Source organism: Streptomyces sp. NPDC037271, from assembly GCF_055603605.1.
The window spans coordinates 62,303-80,822 of the sequence record NZ_JBVJVN010000004.1 but is presented as its reverse complement, the minus strand read 5'-3'; the positions used below and the strand labels follow the sequence as shown (position 1 = coordinate 80,822).

Sequence of the window (18,520 nt, the reverse complement as noted above, 5' to 3'; positions counted from 1 at the left end):
GCATGGACCGGCCCACACGTCCTCCCGAAGTCGCCCGGCGCAGGAGGTGCCGGGTCAGGCGCCGAGTTCGCGAACGGCCTCCGCGAACGCGTCGCCGCGCTTGTTGTAGTTGGTGAACATGTCCATGGAGGCGCAGGCCGGGGCCAGCAGGACCGTGTCGCCGGGCCGGGCGAGCCGCTGGGCCTCCTGAACGGCCTGGAGCATCGCCCCAGTGTCGGTCCGGTCGAGGTCGACCACGGGTACCTCGGGGGCGTGTCGCGCCAGGGCTTCGCGGATCAGGGCGCGGTCGGCACCGATCAGCACCGCCCCGCGCAGCCGCTCGGCCGCCCCGGTGACCAGCTCGTCGAAGGTCGCGCCCTTGGCGAGCCCGCCGGCGATCCAGACGATCGAGTCGTACGCCGCCAAGGAGGCCTCGGTGGCGTGGGTGTTGGTGGCCTTGGAGTCGTCCACGTACGCCACGCCGTCGACGTCGGCCACGTGCGCGATGCGGTGGGCGTCGGGCGTGAAGGCCCGCAGTCCGTCCCGTACGGCGGCGGCGGGCACGCCGTAGGCACGGGCGAGGGCCGCCGCGGCGAGGGCGTTGGCGATGTTGTGCGGGGCCGGCGGGTCGATGTCGGAGACCTCGGCGAGTTCCTGGGCGTTCTTCTGCCGGTTCTCGACGAAGGCGCGGTCGACCAGGATGCCCTCCACGACGCCGAGTTGGGAGGGACCGGGGGTGCCCAGCGTGAAGCCGATGGCCCGGCAGCCCTCCTCGACGTCGGCCTCGCGGACCAGGTCCTCGGTGGACGGCTTGCCGGGGGCGTCCGCGTTGTAGACGCAGGCGACCTGATTGCCCTCGTAGACACGGCCCTTGTCGGCGGCGTAGGCCTCCATGGAGCCGTGCCAGTCGAGGTGGTCGGGGGCGAGGTTGAGCACGGCGGCCGAGTGGGCGCGCAGGGAGGGCGCCCAGTGGAGCTGGTAGCTGGACAGCTCCACGGCCAGGACGTCGTGGTCCTCTTCGCCGGTGACCGCGTCCAGCAGCGAGACGCCGATGTTGCCGACGGCCGCGGTGCGCAGGCCCGCGGCCTTCAGGATCGACGCCAGCATCTGGACGGTGGTGGTCTTGCCGTTGGTGCCGGTGACGGCCAGCCACGGCGCGGCGTCGGGGCCGCGCAGGCGCCAGGCCAGTTCGACGTCGCCCCAGACGGGGACGCCGGCTTCGCGCGCCGCCGTGAACAGCGGCTTGTCCGGCTTCCAGCCGGGCGCGGTGACGATCAGCTCGGTGCCCTCGGGCAGGGTCGCACCGTCACCGAGGCGCACGGTGACGCCGAGCGCCTCCAGCTCGGCCGCCTGCGCCCGCGCGCGCTCGTCGTCGCCGTCGTTGACGACGGTGACGCGCGCGCCCAGGCCGTGCAGGACCCTGGCCGCCGGGACTCCGGAGACGCCGAGTCCGGCGACGGTGACGTGCTTGCCCTGGAAGTCGAAAGGCACCGAGGAGGAGGTCACTTGTCCGCTGCCCATCCCGCGTAGAAGAGGCCCAGTCCGACGATCACGCAGATGCCCTGGATGATCCAGAAGCGGACCACGACAAGGACCTCGGACCAGCCTTTGAGTTCGAAGTGGTGCTGGAGTGGCGCCATTCTGAAGACGCGCTTGCCGGTGAGGCGGAAGGAGCCGACCTGGATGACCACCGACATGGTGATCAGCACGAACAGGCCGCCCAGGATGGCCATCAGCAGTTCGGTGCGCGAGCAGATCGCCAGACCCGCGAGCACACCGCCGAGCGCGAGCGAACCGGTGTCGCCCATGAAGATCTTGGCCGGTGAGGTGTTCCACCACAGGAAGCCGAGGCAGGAACCCATCAGCGCGGAGGCGACCACGGCCAGGTCGAGGGGGTCTCTCACCTCGTAGCAGGCGCCCGGGTTGGTCAGGGTCAGCGCGTTGGCGCAGGACTCCTGGAACTGCCAGACGCCGATGAAGGTGTAGGCGCCGAAGACCAGGACGGAGGCGCCGGTGGCCAGGCCGTCCAGGCCGTCGGTCAGGTTCACGCCGTTCGACATCGCGAGGATCATGAACAGCGCCCAGACGACGAAGAGCACCGGGCCGATCGACCAGCCGAAGTCGGTGATGAACGACAGCTTCGTGGACGCCGGGGTGTTGCCGCGGTTGTCCGCGAACTGCAGCGAGAGCACGGCGAAGGCGATGCCGACGATCAGCTGGCCGGCCATCTTCGCCTTGGCCCGCAGGCCCAGCGAACGCCGCTTGACGATCTTGATGTAGTCGTCGAGGAAGCCGACCAGGCCCATGCCCACCATCAGGCCGAGCACCAGCAGGCCCGAGAAGGTCGGCGCGGTGTCGACGCCGGGCTCTTCCAGGTAGCCGGTGATCACCTTGGCGAGGAAGTACGCGGCGACCGTCGCGAAGATGAAGGCGATACCACCCATGGTCGGCGTACCGCGCTTGCTTGCGTGCTCGCGCGGGCCGTCGTCGCGGATGTACTGGCCGTAGCCCTTGCGGGCCAGGAGCTTGATCAGCAGCGGCGTGCCGACCAGCGTCAGGAACAGGCCAATGACTCCTGCGAACAGGATCTGCTTCATCATCGGGCGGCAACCTCACCCTCGGCGCCGGTCTCCAGCAGCGCCGCGGCGACGCTCTCCAGACCCACCGAACGGGACGCCTTCACGAGCACGACGTCCCCTGGGCGCAACTCGCTGCGCAACAGGTCGACCGCCGCCTGTGCGTCGGACACGTGCACCGACTCCTCACCCCACGAACCCTCGTTATATGCGCCCAGTTGCAGCCATCGGGCTTCCCTGCCCCCGACCGCGACGAGCTTGCTGACGTTGAGCCGGACGGCGAGCCGCCCGACCGCGTCGTGCTCGGCGAGCGCCTCGTCCCCGAGCTCGGCCATCCGACCGAGCACCGCCCACGTACGGCGTCCCTTGCCCATCGCCGCGAGCGCGCGCAGGGCGGCTCGCATGGACTCGGGGTTCGCGTTGTAGGCGTCGTTGACGACCGTCACGCCGTCCGGGCGCTCGGTGACCTCCATCCGCCAGCGGGAGAGGGAGCCCGCCTCGGAGAGCGCGGTGGCGATCTCGTCTGCGGACATGCCCAACTCGTGGGCGACGGCGGCCGCGGCGAGCGCGTTCGACACGTGGTGCTCACCGTACAGGCGCATGGTCACATCGCTTGCACCGGAGGGTGTGTGAAGCCTGAAGGCGGGCTGTCCGCTGTCCGTGAGTCGCACATTCTCGGCGCGTACGTCCGCTTCGTCGGACTCTCCGAAAAGGATCACCTTCGCCTTCGTTCGGGAGGCCATGGCCCGTACGAGGGGATCGTCCGCGTTGAGGATCGCGGTGCCGCCCTCCTCGGCCGGCGGCAACGCCTCGACGAGCTCGCCCTTGGCCTGGGCGATCTGCTCCCGGCCGCCGAACTCGCCGATGTGCGCGGAGCCGACGTTGAGGACGAGTCCGACCTTCGGCAGGGTCAGTTCGGCGAGGTAGCGGATGTGGCCGATGCCGCGGGCGCCCATCTCCAGGACGAGGAACCTCGTCTCCTCGGTGGCGGTGAGCGCGGTGAGCGGCAGCCCGACCTCGTTGTTCATGGAGCCCGGCGTGAACACCGTGGGTGCCTCGCGGCGCAGCACCTGGGCGATGAGGTCCTTGGTGCTGGTCTTGCCGGCGGACCCGGTGAGGGCGACGAGGGTGGCTCCGAGGCGCCGCACGACGTGCCGGGCGAGGGCGCCGAGGGCGGTCTGGACGTCGTCCACGACGATCGCGGGCACCCCGACGGGGCGGGAGCCGAGGACGGCCACCGCGCCCGCCCCGACGACCGCGGAAGCGAAGTCGTGGCCGTCCACCCGCTCGCCGACGAAGGCGACGAAGAGGCAGCCGGGCCCCGCTTCCCGGGAGTCCCGGACGACCGGACCGGTGACCTGCGCGGACGCGTCCGGTATGTCATGCATCTGCCCGCCGACGACTTCTGCGATCTCGGCGAGAGAGAGGGCGATCACAAGTTCATCCCCTGGATCATCTGGATCATTCGGGATCTCATCCCTGGGTCTTCTGAATGGCTTCGCGAAGCACCTGGCGGTCGTCGAAGGGACGGACCACCCCGGCGATGTCCTGGCCCTGCTCGTGCCCCTTGCCCGCCACCAGCACGGTGTCGCCGGGCTCGGCCCGGGCGACGGCGGCGGCGATCGCGGCGGCCCGGTCCTCGAAGACCTGCACCTCACCGCGCTCGTACGCGGGTACGGACGCCGCGCCCTGGAGCATGGTGGCCAGGATCGCGAGGGGGTCCTCGGAGCGGGGGTTGTCGGAGGTCAGTACGGCGGTGTCGGCGAACCGGGCCACGGCGGCGCCCATCGGCTCCCGCTTGGTGGTGTCCCGGTCGCCGCCGCAGCCGAGCACGGCGTGCAGCTTGCCCTCGGTGACCTTGCGCAGCGCTTTCAGGACGGATTCGACGGCGTCCGTCTTGTGGGCGTAGTCGACCACCGCGAAGTAGGGCTGCCCCTCGTCCACGCGCTCCAGGCGGCCGGGCACGCCCGGCACCGCGGCGATGCCGTCGGCGGCGGCCTGCGGGTCGAGGCCGGCGGCGGCGAGGGCGACGATCGCGGCGAGGGTGTTCGCCACGTTGAACGGACCGGCCAGCGGCGACTTGGCGGCGATCCGCTCGCCCTTCGGGCCGAGCACGGTGAACGTCGAGTCCAGCGGGCCGACCTCGACCCGGTCGGCGCGCCAGTCGGCGTCCGGGTGGCCCTCGGCGGAGTAGGTGACGACCGGGACGGTGGCCTCGTTCGCGAGGCGGCGCCCGTACTCGTCGTCGACGTTGACCACGCCGAGCCTGCTGCGTTCCGGCGTGAAGAGCTGCGCCTTGGCCTGGAAGTAGTCCTCCATACCGGAGTGGAACTCCATGTGCTCCGGGCTGAGGTTGGTGAAGACCGCGATGTCGAAGACGCAGGCGTCGACCCGGCCGAGCACCAGGGCGTGGCTGGAGACCTCCATGGCGACCGCCTCGGTGCCGCGCTCGCGCATCACCGCGAACAGGGCCTGGAGGTCGGTGGCCTCGGGCGTGGTGCGCTCGGACTTGATGCGCTCGTCGCCGATGCGCATCTCGACCGTGCCGATGAGCCCGGTGGACTTCGCCGTGCGCAGGCCGCCCTCGACGAGGTAGGCGGTGGTGGTCTTGCCGGAGGTGCCGGTGATGCCGATCTGGAGGAGGTCGCGGCCGGGGTGGCCGTAGATCGTGGCCGCCAGCTCGCCCATCCGCGCGCGCGGGTCGTCGACGACGAGCGCCGGCAGGCCGGCGGCGGCCACGCGCTCCGCGCCGGCCGGGTCGGTCAGCACGGCGACGGCGCCGAGGCCGGCGGCCTGGGTGACGAAGTCGGCGCCGTGGGCGCGGGCTCCGGGAAGGGCGGCGTACAGGTCACCGGGGCGGACGGCGCGCGAGTCGTGGGTGACACCCGTGACCCGGGCGGTACTGTCCGGCGCGGTGACACCCAGCTGACCGGCGAGTTCCGCGAGGGGTGTGGCGGAGATCCGCGCCGGCCGGGGCGGTCCCGGGTAGGTCACGGGGTGGCCCTTCTGGGTGGTTCGGGACTGATCAGCGTGTGGCACGGCGGTGAGCGTACCGGGCGTACCCGCTTCCGGGCGAAGTGAGGGGCGGGGGCTGCTCTGGTTCCCGGGATCGGGGGTGATCGTTGTCACGGGTGGTTCCTGGTGGCTCGGTACTGAATCGGCGCTGGCTCGGTACTGGCTCGGTGCTGGTCGGGTTCGTCGTGCGGGTCAGGGCTTGAAGGTGACCGGGAGGTTCGCGGGGGCGGCCCCGGTCGGCGGGACCTGCAGGGTCTTCAAGGTGAACTCCATGACCTGCTTGTAGATGGGGCCGCAGATCTGGCCGCCGAAGTAGCTGCCCTCGGTGGCGTTCTGGATGGCGCAGTAGACGGTGACGCGGGGCTTGTCGGCGGGGGCGAACCCGGCGAACGACGAGGTGTAGCCGTGGTACTTGCCGGTGGCCGGATCCACCCGGTTGGCCGTGCCCGTCTTGCCCGCGACGCGGTAGCCGGGGATACGGGCCTTGGTGCCCGTGCCCTCCTCGTCGTCGACGACGGACTCCAGCATCTGCGAGAGGGTCTTCGCCGTCTTCTCGCTGATCACACGGGTCTTCTTGGGCTCGGGGGACGGGGTGAAGCGTCCGTCGTCCCCCTTGGTACCGCGTACCAGGGTGGGTTCGACGCGGACGCCGCCGTTGGCGATGGTCGAGTACACGGAGGCCGCCTGCAGCGCGTTCACGGAGACGCCCTGGCCGAAAGGAATCGTGTACTGCTGCGACGTCGACCACTGGTCGGGCGGCGCCAGAATGCCCTTGGTCTCGCCGGGGAAGCCGAGCCCGCTGTAGCCGCCGATGCCGAACTTGCGCAGGTAGGAGTAGAGCACCTTGTTGGCCTCCTCCTGCGTCCTGCCCAGCTCGCCGGTGGCCATGATGGTGCCGATGTTGCTGGACTTGGCGAGCACGCCGTTGAGCGTGAGGTACCAGGTGGGGTGGTCGACGTCGTCCTTGAACAGCCGGTCGCCGCGCTTGAGCCGGTTCGGGATGGTGAGGTGGGTCATCGGCGTGGCGGCGTTCTCCTCCAGTACGGCGGCCATCGACATCACCTTGGCGGTGGAGCCGGGCTCGAAGGCGTCCTGGAGGGCGGCGTTGCCCAGCGCGTCCGGGTCGGCGTGGGCGAGGTCGCCCGGGTCGAAGCCGGGCGAGTTGGCCATGGCGAGGATCTCGCCGGTGGCCGTGTCCTGGACGATGACGTAGCCGCCGTCCGCCTGGGACTTCTTCACCTGCTCGCTGATGGCGTGCTGCGCGGCCCACTGGATGTCGCGGTCGATGGTGAGCTCGACGTCGCTGCCGGGCACGGCCGGCGTCTCGGTGGAGCCGACGGTGGGCACCTGGCGTCCGCCGGACTGCGCGTAGCGGATCTCGCCGTCCTTGCCGGCCAGCGTGTCGTTCAGCTTCCGTTCCAGGCCGCCGCCGCCCTTGCCGTCCGCGCCGACCCAGCCGATGATGCCGGCGGCGAGGTCGCCGCCGGGGTACACGCGCTTGCTGCTGGGGTCGGCGAAGACGCCCGCGAGGACGTTGACCACGGACTTGTCCGTCTCCGTCTTCTTCGTCAGCGCGGTCTTCAGGTCCTTGATCTGGTTCCACACCTGCGGGGTCTGCCGGCGGGCGAGACGGACGTAGCGCAGTCCCTCGTTCTCGGGGCGGAGCCGGTCGACCAGTTCCTCCTGGTCCTCGCCGAGGATCGGCGCGAGGAGCGCCGCCGCCTGCTCGGGACCGTCGCCGATCTCCAGCTGCTCCCGGGTGAACATCGTGGGGTCGGCGGTGATGTCGTAGGCGTCCACGGTGGTCGCGAGGGCCACGCCGTTGCGGTCGGTGATCCCGCCGCGCTCGGCGGGCAGGGTGTGGACGACGTAGCGGTTCTGCTCGGCCTTGGCGGCGTACGTGCCGGCGTCGACGGCCTGCACCTGGAGCAGCCGTACGACGAAGGCGCAGAGCACCAGGGTCAGCACGAGGCCGATCATGCGCAGGCGCGGGCGCGGGCTGCCCAGCCGGAGGGCGCGGGGCGGGGCCGCCGGGGGCGCGGACGGCCTGCGGGTGGGCCGTCCGCCCGGGCCGGGCTGCCGTCCGCCCGGGCGGACGGGCCGCGCGGGTCCGGGCACTCGGCGGCGCGGCGGTTCCCTGTCGGACACTTCCGTCACCTGCCGGGAGTCGGGTTCGGGGCGGGGGTGGCCGCGGTGGTGGGGGGCGCGGTGGTACGCGGTGCCGTGAGCGCCTCGGGGGCGATGACCAGCGGGGTGGCCGCGGCGGACGCGGGGCTCGGCGAACCCCTGACCGTGCCGTCGGGAGCGAGGAAGGCGGGATCGCCGCCGGGCACCATGCCCAGCTCACGGGCGCGGCGCTGGAGGGCGCGGGGGGCGGAGTAGGCGTCGATGTCCCGCTGCAACGACTGCTCCTCGTCGGTGAGCTCCTTCGTCTCCTGCTTCAGGTCCTCCAGCTGGAACGAGCCCTCGCTCATCGCGGAGTTCAGCACCAGGAGCCCGATCAGGCCGCCGCCGAGGAGGACGACCACCAGGAGGACGAACGGGGCCCGGGCCGCCTGGCCGCGTCCGCCGACGGGCGGGAGGAGCCGGGCCAGCCGGGCCGCCCTCCCCCTCAGTTCGGGTTTCCTGCTCACACGCCCTCCCCCGGCCGGGGCGGGCCGTCCGTCCCCGCGCCTGCCCTGCCTCACTCGCTCACTCGCTTCACTCGATGGACTCCCTGATGCGCTGGGCTCCGCGCAGCCGTGCCGGTGCCGCCCGCCGGTTCTCGGCGATCTCCTCCTCGGTGGGAAGTTCGGCACCGCGCGTGAGCAGCTTGAGCCGGGGCGCGTAGCGTTCGGGGACGACCGGCAGTCCGGGCGGCGCGGTGTTGGCCGCGCCCGCGGCGAACACCTGCTTGACCAGCCGGTCCTCCAGGGAGTGGTACGACAGCACCGCGATCCGGCCGCCCACGGCGAGCGCCTCGACGGCCGCCGGGATCGCCCGTTCCAGGACGGACAGTTCGCCGTTGACCTCGATGCGCAGGGCCTGGAAGGTGCGCTTGGCCGGATTGCCGCCGGTGCGCTTGGCGGCCTGCGGCAGCGCCGCGCGGATCAGCTCCACGAGCCGTGCGCTGTTGCTGAACGGCTCCTTCTCGCGTTCGCGGACGATCGCGGACACGATCCGTTTGGCCTGCTTCTCCTCGCCGTACGCCCGCAGGATGCGGACGAGTTCGCCCGGCGGGTAGGTGTTGAGGACCTCGGCGGCGCTCATGCCGGTCGTCTGGTCCATCCGCATGTCGAGCGGGGCGTCCTGGGCGTAGGCGAAGCCGCGGTCCGCCTCGTCGAGCTGCATGGAGGAGACACCGAGGTCGAACAGCACACCCTGGACGCGCGGGACGCCGAGCCGGTCCAGTACGTCGGGCAGCTCGTCGTACACGGCGTGCACGAGGGTGGCGCGCTCGCCGTACGGCGCGAGCCGCTCGCCGGACAGGCGCAGGGCCTCCTTGTCCCGGTCGAGGGCGACGAGCCGGGCCTCGGGGAAGCGCTCGAGGAGGGCCTCGCTGTGCCCGCCGAGTCCCAGCGTGCAGTCGACGACCACGGCCCCCGGCTCCGTCAGGGCGGGTGCCAGCAGGTCCAGACACCGCTGGAGCATCACCGGGACGTGTCGACTCTGGCTCAAGTGGGGCGGCCTCTCAGGTCCGGCGCGGCGTCACGCACCGCCGGGTCCCCTCCCGCTCGTGAAGGGGAGGCCTGCCGGCGCCGGGAGCGTCGGCCGGCCGGGAGCGGGAGGAGGCCGAGCCGTACGTACGCGCCGCGCACGTGGGGAGATCTGGCGGGACGTCGCCCAGGTCTCCGGGGAATTCAGTCCAGCGGTGAGAGCCTCGCCTCCCGCTTCGCGTCACTTTAGTCCACCCTGTCGCCCGGTCAATCAACCGGCCTGCGCGTCGCGGCCGCCGGCGTCCGCAAACCGGTCCCGCGCGGCTTTTCACTCGTACGGACGCGTTCGCACCACCCTGTGGGTTGGCTCACACCCAGCCTCGATGACGTTCTTTGTCCCGCTTCGCAGCGGGCCGCGGTGGAAGTCGGACAGTAACGTCATGGATATGACGACTTCTGCATCGGTACCCACCGGCTCCGAATCCGCGAAGGCCGGCGACCGCACCGTCACCGACCGGCTCGTCGAGGCGAACGAGCGCTACGCCGCCGCGTTCACCGACCCCGGGATGGACGCCCGTCCCGTCCAGCGCGTCGCCGTCGTGGCCTGCATGGACGCGCGCCTCGACCTGCACGCCGCGCTCGGCCTGAAGCTCGGTGACTGCCACACCATCCGCAACGCGGGCGGTGTCGTCACCGACGACGTGATCCGCTCGCTCACCATCAGCCAGCGGGCGCTCGGCACCCGCAGCGTGGTCCTCATCCACCACACCGGGTGCGGCATGGAGTCCCTCACCGAGGAGTTCCGGCACGACCTGGAGCTGGAGGTCGGCCAGCGCCCGGCGTGGGCGGTGGAGGCCTTCCGGGACGCCGACCAGGACGTGCGGCAGTCGATCGAGCGGGTGCGCACCTCGCCGTTCCTGCTGCACACCGAGGACGTGCGCGGCTTCGTCTTCGACGTGAAGACGGGTCTGCTGCGGGAGATCACTCCCGCCTGATCCGGTCGCCCGCCCCGATGACTCCCACCGCGCAAGCGCCGCAAAGGCCGCAAGGCCCGACATACCGCGGCCAGTTGTCCACAGGCGAGTGACACGAATCGGTAACGGCAGCAAGAATGCGTGAAGTGGTGTCGCGCGGAACTTTTTCCGCGCGCTGTCCGTGATTCGGGGTGGGCCGGTCCGCGACGCGGGGGCCTGCCCGGCAAGTTGGGGTACTCCCGCTTCCCAGGGAGCGCGGGGAAAGGCCGAGGAGGGCCGGTGACGACCTATGACGATCGAGCGAGCCAGGGGGGTGCCCCCGCGCGAGCGTATTCGAGCGTGGGGGATGATCTGACCGCTGTGGTGGAGCGGGTGCGCGGTTCGGTGGAGGGCGTGATCGAGGGCAAGCCCGAGGTCGTACGGCTCTCGCTGACCGTGCTGCTCGCCGAGGGCCACCTGCTGATCGAGGATGTCCCGGGCGTCGGCAAGACCATGCTGGCCAAGGCGCTGGCGCGGTCGATCGACTGTTCCGTGCGCCGGATCCAGTTCACGCCGGACCTGCTGCCCTCGGACATCACCGGGGTGTCCATCTGGGACCAGCAGCGCCGTGACTTCGAGTTCAAACCGGGCGCGATCTTCGCGCAGGTGGTGATCGGCGACGAGATCAACCGCGCCTCGCCGAAGACGCAGTCGGCGCTGCTGGAGTCGATGGAGGAGCGCCAGGTCACCATCGACGGCCAGACCTACGAGCTGCCCAGCCCCTTCATGGTGGTGGCGACGCAGAACCCGGTCGAGATGGAGGGCACCTACCCGCTGCCGGAGGCGCAGCGCGACCGCTTCATGGCGCGGGTCTCCATCGGCTATCCCAGCCCGGACGCCGAGCTGCAGATGCTCGACGTGCACGGCGGGGTGAACCCGCTGGACGACCTGCAGCCGGTGGCACACGCGCACGACATCCTGAAGCTGATCGAGGCGGTCCGGGGCGTCCACGTCGCCGACCCGGTGCGGCGGTACGCCGTCGACCTGGTCGCCGCCACGCGTACCCACCCGGACCTCAGACTCGGCGCCTCGCCGCGCGCCACGCTGCATCTGCTGCGCGCGGCGAAGGCATCCGCCGCCCTGAGCGGCCGGGAGTACGCGCTGCCGGACGACGTGCAGGCCCTCGCGGTCGCCGTCCTGGCCCACCGCCTGCTGCCCACCGCCCAGGCCCAGCTCAACCGCCGCACCGCCGAGCAGGTCGTCCAGGAGATCCTGCAGCGCACCCCGGTGCCCGCGGCGGCGCAGCAGCCGGCGGGCTTCGGCGTGGGCCACGGCTCGTCGGCGTACGACCGGCAACCGCCGCGGAGGCTGTGATGGACGCCGGGGGGGCGGGCCGGTCCCAGGACGACCGGGGCGAGGGCGGCGGCATCCGCACCGCCCTGGCCGGTCTGACCACCCGCGGGCGCTCCTTCCTGGCCGCCGGTATCGCCGCCGCGGTCTGTGCCTACGTCCTCGGCCAGAGCGACCTGCTGCGCGTCGGACTGCTGCTGGGTGTGCTGCCGCTGCTGTGCGCGACCGTGCTCTACCGCACCCGGTACCGGGTCGCGGGCAGCCGCCGGCTCTCCCCCGGGCGGGTGCCCGCGGGCAGCGAGGCCCGGGTGCACCTGCGGATCGACAACGTCTCGCGGCTGCCCACGGGCCTGCTGATGCTCCAGGACCGGGTGCCCTACGTGCTCGGACCGCGCCCCCGCTTCGTGCTCGACCGGGTGGAGCCGGGCGGTCGCCGCGAGGTGTCCTACCGGGTCCGCTCCGACCTGCGCGGCCGCTATCCGCTGGGCCCGCTCCAACTGCGCCTGACCGACCCTTTCGGGCTGTGCGAGCTGACCCGGTCCTTCTCGACGTACGACACCCTGACCGTGATCCCGCGCGTGGAGGCGTTGCCGCCGGTGCGGCTGAGCGGGGAGGCGAAGGGGTACGGGGAGGGCCTGCAGCGCTCGCTGGCGCTGGCGGGCGACGACGACGTGATCCCGCGCGGGTACCGCTACGGGGACGACCTTCGCCGCGTGCACTGGCGCTCCACCGCGCGGTACGGCGAGCTGATGGTGCGCCGCGAGGAGCAGCCGCAGCGCGCCCGCTGCACGGTGCTGCTGGACACCCGGGGCGGGGCCTTCGAGGGCGCGGGCCCCGACTCGGCCTTCGAGTGGGCGGTGTCGGGCGCGGCGTCCGTGCTGGTGCACATGCTGGAGCGGGGCTTCTCGGTCCGGCTGCTCACCGACGCCGGGAACTCGGTGCCGGGCGAGGGCGCCGACGGCTTCGCGGGTGCGAGCCAGGGCGCGGCCGACGCGGCCGGGCTGATGATGGACACCCTCGCGGTGATCGACCACTCCGAGGGCACGGGCCTGTCCCGGGCGTACGACGTGCTGCGCGGCGGGAACGAGGGGCTGCTGGTGGCGTTCCTCGGCGACCTGGACGAGGAGCAGGCCGCGGTGGCCGCCAAGATGCGGCAGCGCAGCGGCGGCGCCGTCGCCTTCGTCCTGGACTCCGCGGCCTGGGCGCGGGAGCCGGCCGACGCGACCGGTCCGTCGGACAGGGGCGCGGAGCGGCTCCGGATGCTGCGCGATGCGGGCTGGACGGCAGTGAACGTGCCGCGGGGCGCCCCCCTGGAGGAGCTCTGGCGCCTGGCGGACCATGAACGCGCCGGCCTCGCGACGGCGGGCGGCGGGGAGGGCACGCGATGAACGCACCGGCACGACCGGCGCCGAGCGCCTCGGCGGCCGCACCCGAACGACACGAGCGACCGGCGGGCCGCGGGCACGCCGGTTCCACGACGGCCACCGGCCGGGAGGGCACGCGATGAGTGGGCGGGCGCGGCTGGCTCTGTGTGCGTGGGCGGCCACGCTGATGGCGGCGTGCGCGCTGCTGCCCCTGGTCGACCCGGCCACCTGGATCCTGCAGGCCGCACTCCTGCTGGCGGTCCAGTCCGGGGTGGGCGCGGCGGCCCGCCGGGTCCCGCTGGCCCGGCCGCTGACCATCGCCGCGCAGGCCCTGGTCACGCTGGTGCTCCTGACCCTGGTCTTCGCCCGGCAGCAGGCGCTCGCCGGGCTGATCCCCGGCCCACAGGCCGTTCAGCGCTTCGCCGACCTGCTGCAACAGGGTGGCGACGACATCGCCCGGTACGCGATCCCGGCGCCGCTGGAGTCCGACGGCATCCGGCTGATGCTGGTCGGCGGTGTCCTGGTGATCGGGCTGCTTGTGGACACCCTCGCGGTGACCTTCCGCAGCGCCGCCCCCGCCGGACTGCCGCTGCTCGCGCTGTACTCGGTGGCCGCGGGGCTGTCCGAGGGCGGCACCGACTGGCTGTGGTTCCTCGTCGCGGCGGCCGGCTACCTGATGCTGCTCCTGGCCGAGGGACGTGACCGGCTCTCGCAGTGGGGCCGGGTCTTCGGCGGCACGCCACGCACCCCGGGCGGGGAGCAGAGCGGCGCGGTCGCCCCGGTCCGTACCGGGCGGCGCATCGGCGCGTTCGCACTGGGCGTCGCCCTGGTGGTACCGCTGGCCCTGCCCGCGATGGACGGCGGGCTGCTGGACAGCGCCAGGACAGGCGCCGGTTCCGGGACCGGGGGTGGCGGCACGATCTCCGCGGTGAACCCGCTGGTCTCCCTGCGCGACAGTCTCAACGTCGACGAGAACCGGCAGGTCCTCTCCGTCGAGACCGACGCGAACGACCTGTCGAACCTGTACCTGCGCATCGTGTCGCTGGACGACTTCGACGGCACCACCTGGAAGCCGTCCAAGCGGGACATCACCGCCGTGCCGGACGGCACGTTCCCCACGCCGGTCGGCCTCGGTCCCGGCATCGAGCGCACGGAGACCCGGACCGCCATCAGGGCCGCGGACTGGTACGCCCAGGACTGGCTGCCCATGCCGTACCCGCCGAGCGGCGTACGGGTGGCGGGCAACTGGCGCTACGAACCGGTCGGCATGACCCTGGTCGGCGACCACGGCCAGAACACCCGCGGTGTGGCGTACGAGGTACGGAGCCTGAACGTGCAGCCGACGGCGGACCAGCTCGCCGCCGCCCCGCAGCCGCCCTCGGCGCTGAGGCGGGAGTACACCGAGCTGCCGGACTCGCTGCCCGACGTGGTCTCCCGAACCGCCCGCCAGGTCACCGCCGGCGCGGCGAACCCCTACGAGCAGGCGGTCAAGCTCCAGGAGTACTTCGCGGTCAACGGCGGTTTCGAGTACGACACCAAGGTCAAGGTCGGCAGCGGCTCGCAGGCGATCGCCCGTTTCCTCGCGGACAAGCAGGGCTTCTGCGTGCACTTCTCCTTCGCCATGGCGGCGATGGCCCGTTCCCTGGACATCCCGGCCAGGGTCGCGGTCGGCTTCGCGCCGGGTTCCCCCCAGGCGGACGGCACGGTGTCGGTGGGGCTGCGGGACGCCCACGCCTGGCCCGAGGTGTACTTCGAGGGAGTGGGCTGGACCCGCTTCGAGCCGACGCCGACGCGTGGGTCGACCCCGTCGTACACGCTGACGGAGACGCCCGGCAGCTCGGTGCCCGACCCCGAGCTGCCGTCCCGGAACCCGGAGACGGAGCCCTCGGCGGCGCCCTCGGCGAGCGAGAGCTGCACGGCCCAGGACAAGAAGCTGGACGCCTGCGCCAGCGAGTCCGCGGCGGCCGCACCGGTCGCGGGCGGGAACGGACCGAAGTGGTACGTGGTGCCGGCCTGGGTCCTGGGAGGGCTCGCGGTGCTGCTGGTCCCGCTCGCACCGATGCTGTGGCGGCTGCGCACCCGGTCGGTACGGCTGGGGGCGCACGGCCGCACCGAGGCGGACGCGGGGCCGCACACCCTCGCGGTCTGGCAGGAGCTGACCGACACGGCATGGGACTTCGGAATCCTGCCGGAGGAGTCGCAGACCCCGCGCAAGGCGGCGGCCCGGATCGTCCGGCTCGGGCAGCTCGATCCGACGGCCGCGGCGGCGGTGCACCGGGTGGCGGATGCGGTGGAGCAGGTTCTGTACGCGCCCCGGCCCCGCCCGGCGGCGGGCCTCACGGAGGACGTCCACCGGGCGAGCGCCGGTCTGCGTGCCACGGCCGGCCGGGGCACGCGGCTGCGTGCACGGTTCGCCCCGCGTTCGACCGTGCGGGTGTCCTGGGCGGTGTCGGCCAGGTGGGCGGAGCTGAAACAGCGTGCCGCGGCGGCCCGGCCGACGTTCCGGAAGGCATCGGGGCAGCAGGGCTGAGCGGGGCCCAGCGGGGCACGGCCCGCCCCGCGGGGACACGGCCACGCGGGGACACGGCCACGCGGGCCCGCCCCGCGGGGACACGGCCACGCGGGGGCGGGGCTCGGAGGACAGGGCGCCGGGCCGGGGCCCGGAGCCACAGCCGCCCGGGCCCCGGACACCGAGCAGCCGCTCGGCACCGGATTCAGAGCCACAGCCACTCGTGACCCGGGCTTGAGACACAGCGGCCGTACGGGGCCCGGACGCGAAGAGACAGGGCGCGCGCGGCGTCGCGGGTGCGGAGGGCAGAGGCGCGGGGCCGGGGCGCGGAGGGCGAGTCGGGCGGGCCGGGGCGCACAGGACAGCAGGTCAGGCGGGCCGGGGCCGCGCGGGAGCGCCGGGCGTCCTCCGGTCCGGTACCCACCGTCCCTGCCCCACCCGGTGACCACTGGCTCCAGCCCGGATCTCCGGACTCCGGGCACGCATGGGCACGTGTGAGGGGGTGACCACCCGGACGGTGGTCACCCCCTCACACGGATGTCCTGATGAGCGGCCCCGGAAGCTACTGGCCGCCCTGCTGCTCATCCCGGCGGCGCTGCCAGCGCTCGTCGATGCGGTCCATCATGGAGCGTTTCTGCCGCCCCTGGCGGCGCGCCTGTGGTCCCGCACCGGCGGCGGGCTGCTCGCCCGGCTTCGGTGCCTTGCGCCAGCCGGTCACGGCGAGGACCGCGCAGCCCAGCATGACGAGGAAGCCCACCACGCTGAGCCAGACCTGCTGGGCGACCATACCGGCCATGAGGAGCGCAATACCTACGAGGAAGCCCGCGACCGCCTGGTAGACCCGTCGCCGGGTGTACGTACGCAGCCCGCTTCCCTCGAGCGCTGTCGCGAACTTGGGATCTTCGGCGTACAGCGCTCGCTCCATCTGCTCGAGCATGCGCTGCTCGTGCTCCGAGAGCGGCACGGAGTCCTCCTCATCGTGCAGTCGCCGGGGCGACCCGGGGGGGTCCCTTCAGGATAGGCAGGGAATCGCCCCCGTGAAACCCGCCCCTCTACGCCAATTGGCCAACCGGTTTCCGTCATGGCCGTGCCGGCTGCTGAAGTTCCCATTCCCCAGCGGCCGACCCGTCATGCCGGGCGGTCTCCCTCGATCATACGGCGACTGGCCCCCGTTCGGGGGGCCTGTGGCGTACTCCATCTGCAGTCGCGCCCCTGATCAGCGCCATACCCCACCGGGCGGCTCAGGTCTCCTGGGCCCCTCGCGTCTCACCGAGCACGTGAAGCTGTGTGGCCACGGAGTGGAACGCGGCGAGTTCGGCCGCCGCGGCCTCCAGCTTCAGCAGCGCCTCCATGGCACCGGGCTCCGTGTCCACCAGCACTCCCGGGACGAGGTCGGCGAAGACCCGCACGCCGTGCACGGCGCCGATCCGGAGCCCCGCGGCCTCGACCAGTCCGGTGAGCTGCTCGGCGGTGAACCGGCGCGGCACGGGGTCACCCGTGCCCCAGCGGCCGTCCGGGTCACCGAGCGCCTGCCGGGCCTCCGTGAAGTGGCCGGCGAGGGCACGCGCCAGCACGGCCCCGCCGAGGCCCGCGGCGAGCAGACTGAGGACGCCCTCGGCGCGCAGGGCGGCCACCACGTTGCGGATGCCCTCAGCGGGGTCGTCCACGTACTCCAGGACGCCGTGGCACAGCACGACGTCGTAGCCGCCGCGCTCGACCACGTCGAAGAGGCCGTGGGCGTCTCCCTGGACGCCCCGGACGCGGTCGGCGACGTCGGCCTCGGCGGCGCGGCGTTCCAGGGCGAACAGTGCGTTGGGGCTCGGGTCGACGACGGTGACGCGGTGGCCGAGGCGGGCCACGGGCACCGCGAAGTTGCCGCTGCCGCCACCGGTGTCCAGGACGTCCAGCGCCTGGCGGCCCGTGGCCTTGACCCGACGGTCGAGGGCGTCCTGAAGGACGTCCCAGACCACAGCGGTACGCAGGGCGGCGCGGGAACGAGACGGGTCGGAGCGCGGCGACGCCGTTTGCGGGCTGTGGGGGGAGACGGGCGGGCGCATCGGCTCCGACACGGCAGTTGACTCCTCGGCGCGGCACCGCCTCGGGCAGGGGCGGAGCGAACGGGCTGCCGCCCCGGCCCGGGTGCGGGAAGGGGCAGGCTTCAGGCGCCCCCCACCCTATTGCCTCCGGTGAGCCGACCGGCCATCGCGCACCACCGGCCCCGGAGGTGCCCTGTGCTCCCGCTGCCCGAGGTGCTCATCCCGCGTCCGGCAGGTGCTGACCGGTCCGGCCGTCCCCCGGCGGGTCACCGCCCGGCCGGTCACGGCCGGGGCGGTCACGGCCGGGGCGGTCACGGCCGTGATGGTCGAAACTGGGGCGGTCGAAACCGGGACGGCCCGCACCCGAGCGGTCGAAGCGGCCCCGCCCGGAACCGGATCGGTCGGCGTCCGGGTATCCGGAGTCGGGACGGGCGTCCCTCGGGCGGGCAGGGCCCGACCCGACGGAACCCGGTCCATCGAAGCCCGGCCCGGCGGAACCCGGTCCATCAAAGCCCGGTCCATCAAAGCCCGGCCCGGCGGCGCCCGGCCCAGCGGCGTCCAGGCGGTCCGTGGCCGGCTGGCCCGAGTCGGGCCGGGGCTGGGGCAGGACCGGCTGGAGGGCCAGCATCCGCTCCACGAGGCGCAGGAACACCGCCACGTCGCGTATCAGGTCGTCGGCGTCCCGCCGGTTGGCCGCGCCCCGGATGCCCGCCTCGGCCCGCGCCCGGCGCGGGGCGCCCGAGGCGAACAGCGCGCTCCAGTCGGAGAGCTCGGGCGCGATCTCGGGGAGCACCTCCCAGGCGCTGCGGATGCGGGCCCGGGCCCGCGGGGTGGTCTCGGGGCGGCCTCGTGCGGCGAGCACCGCGGCCGCTGCGCGCAGGGCGGCGAGATGGGCCGTCGCGTACCGCTCGTTCGGTGTTTCGAGGACGGCGGCCTCTTCCAGTCCGGACCGGGCCTGGGAGAGCAGGTCGAGGGCGGCGGGCGGGGCGCTTGTCCGGCGGAGCACGGGGTGCACGTCGCTCGCCGGGCCGGTCAGTGAGGGTGCAGGGCCGGCTGCGCGGCGCCACCGGGCGGCGGCTGCGGACGAGTGGGCCATGACGATC

The 18,520-nt window shown here is 73.1% G+C and carries 13 protein-coding genes and 1 pseudogene; 4 read left to right on the top strand and 10 right to left on the bottom strand.

What is annotated here, in order from left to right; genetic code table 11:
- Positions 1-54: 54 nt before the first annotated feature.
- The 7 genes from murD to rsmH all read right to left on the bottom strand — a co-directional run bounded on the left by murD (position 55) and on the right by rsmH (position 9,227).
- Positions 55-1,470 (bottom strand): UDP-N-acetylmuramoyl-L-alanine--D-glutamate ligase, encoded by a 1,416-nt coding sequence (gene murD, locus ACZ7G3_RS10195; RefSeq protein WP_470924945.1) that lies wholly within the window; start codon positions 1,468-1,470, stop codon positions 55-57.
- 11 nt (positions 1,471-1,481) lie between these two features.
- On the bottom strand, positions 1,482-2,576 hold the full coding sequence (mraY, locus tag ACZ7G3_RS10190; RefSeq protein ID WP_426598460.1) for a phospho-N-acetylmuramoyl-pentapeptide-transferase: 1,095 nt from the start codon (positions 2,574-2,576) through the stop codon (positions 1,482-1,484).
- Complete coding sequence (locus tag ACZ7G3_RS10185) at positions 2,576-3,991, bottom strand: UDP-N-acetylmuramoyl-tripeptide--D-alanyl-D-alanine ligase (RefSeq protein ID WP_470924628.1); 1,416 nt, start codon at positions 3,989-3,991, stop codon at positions 2,576-2,578. Before ACZ7G3_RS10185 ends, mraY begins: the two co-directional genes overlap by 1 nt.
- Positions 3,992-4,028: 37 nt before the next feature.
- Positions 4,029-5,549 (bottom strand): UDP-N-acetylmuramoyl-L-alanyl-D-glutamate--2,6-diaminopimelate ligase, encoded by a 1,521-nt coding sequence (locus ACZ7G3_RS10180; protein ID WP_470924943.1) that lies wholly within the window; start codon positions 5,547-5,549, stop codon positions 4,029-4,031.
- Positions 5,550-5,762: 213 nt separating this feature from the next.
- Complete coding sequence (locus ACZ7G3_RS10175) at positions 5,763-7,727, bottom strand: peptidoglycan D,D-transpeptidase FtsI family protein (protein WP_470924626.1); 1,965 nt, start codon at positions 7,725-7,727, stop codon at positions 5,763-5,765.
- Positions 7,724-8,203 carry a cell division protein FtsL gene (gene ftsL / locus ACZ7G3_RS10170; protein WP_470924624.1) on the bottom strand — a complete coding sequence of 160 codons (480 nt, stop codon included), beginning with the start codon at positions 8,201-8,203 and terminating at the stop codon, positions 7,724-7,726. The genes ACZ7G3_RS10175 and ftsL overlap by 4 nt, the downstream gene beginning before the upstream one ends.
- A gap of 67 nt (positions 8,204-8,270) precedes the next feature.
- Entirely contained in the window at positions 8,271-9,227 is a 957-nt protein-coding gene (gene rsmH / locus ACZ7G3_RS10165) for a 16S rRNA (cytosine(1402)-N(4))-methyltransferase RsmH (protein WP_426598387.1), read from the bottom strand.
- Positions 9,228-9,651: 424 nt separating this feature from the next.
- On the opposite strand from rsmH, the gene ACZ7G3_RS10160 reads away from it, so the two are divergent.
- From ACZ7G3_RS10160 to ACZ7G3_RS10145, 4 genes are all read left to right on the top strand, one after another.
- The gene (locus ACZ7G3_RS10160) at positions 9,652-10,200 is read left to right on the top strand and encodes a beta-class carbonic anhydrase (RefSeq protein ID WP_470924622.1); all 549 of its coding nucleotides are present in this window, start codon (positions 9,652-9,654) and stop codon (positions 10,198-10,200) included.
- A gap of 258 nt (positions 10,201-10,458) precedes the next feature.
- Positions 10,459-11,532: an AAA family ATPase gene (locus ACZ7G3_RS10155; RefSeq protein ID WP_470924621.1), complete on the top strand. Its 1,074-nt coding sequence runs from the start codon at positions 10,459-10,461 to the stop codon at positions 11,530-11,532.
- Entirely contained in the window at positions 11,532-12,896 is a 1,365-nt protein-coding gene (locus tag ACZ7G3_RS10150) for a DUF58 domain-containing protein (RefSeq protein ID WP_470924619.1), read from the top strand. The genes ACZ7G3_RS10155 and ACZ7G3_RS10150 overlap by 1 nt, the downstream gene beginning before the upstream one ends.
- Before the next feature lie 115 nt (positions 12,897-13,011).
- Positions 13,012-15,402 (top strand): transglutaminase TgpA family protein, encoded by a 2,391-nt coding sequence (locus tag ACZ7G3_RS10145; protein ID WP_470924617.1) that lies wholly within the window; start codon positions 13,012-13,014, stop codon positions 15,400-15,402.
- A 541-nt stretch (positions 15,403-15,943) separates the two neighbouring features.
- Here the strand turns inward: ACZ7G3_RS10145 and ACZ7G3_RS10140 are convergent.
- The 3 genes and pseudogenes from ACZ7G3_RS10140 to ACZ7G3_RS10130 all read right to left on the bottom strand — a co-directional run.
- On the bottom strand, positions 15,944-16,345 hold the full coding sequence (locus tag ACZ7G3_RS10140) for a spore wall synthesis complex protein (protein ID WP_019327988.1): 402 nt from the start codon (positions 16,343-16,345) through the stop codon (positions 15,944-15,946).
- 277 nt (positions 16,346-16,622) lie between these two features.
- Positions 16,623-17,450 carry a methyltransferase gene (locus ACZ7G3_RS10135; RefSeq protein WP_426598392.1) on the bottom strand — a complete coding sequence of 276 codons (828 nt, stop codon included), beginning with the start codon at positions 17,448-17,450 and terminating at the stop codon, positions 16,623-16,625.
- Between the two features lie 541 nt (positions 17,451-17,991).
- Positions 17,992-18,513, bottom strand: a pseudogene (locus ACZ7G3_RS10130) (SAV_6107 family HEPN domain-containing protein); the annotation flags it as partial.
- Positions 18,514-18,520 lie beyond the last annotated feature (7 nt).

Bases quoted from the DNA above. Each gene is read 5' to 3' on its own strand.
- mraY (WP_426598460.1), bottom strand. From the start codon at position 2,576: ATGAAGCAGATCCTGTTCGCAGGAGTCATTGGCCTGTTCCTGACGCTG.
- ACZ7G3_RS10160 (WP_470924622.1), top strand. From the start codon at position 9,652: ATGACGACTTCTGCATCGGTACCCACCGGCTCCGAATCCGCGAAGGCC.
- ACZ7G3_RS10150 (WP_470924619.1), top strand. From the start codon at position 11,532: ATGGACGCCGGGGGGGCGGGCCGGTCCCAGGACGACCGGGGCGAGGGC.
- ACZ7G3_RS10145 (WP_470924617.1), top strand. From the start codon at position 13,012: ATGAGTGGGCGGGCGCGGCTGGCTCTGTGTGCGTGGGCGGCCACGCTG.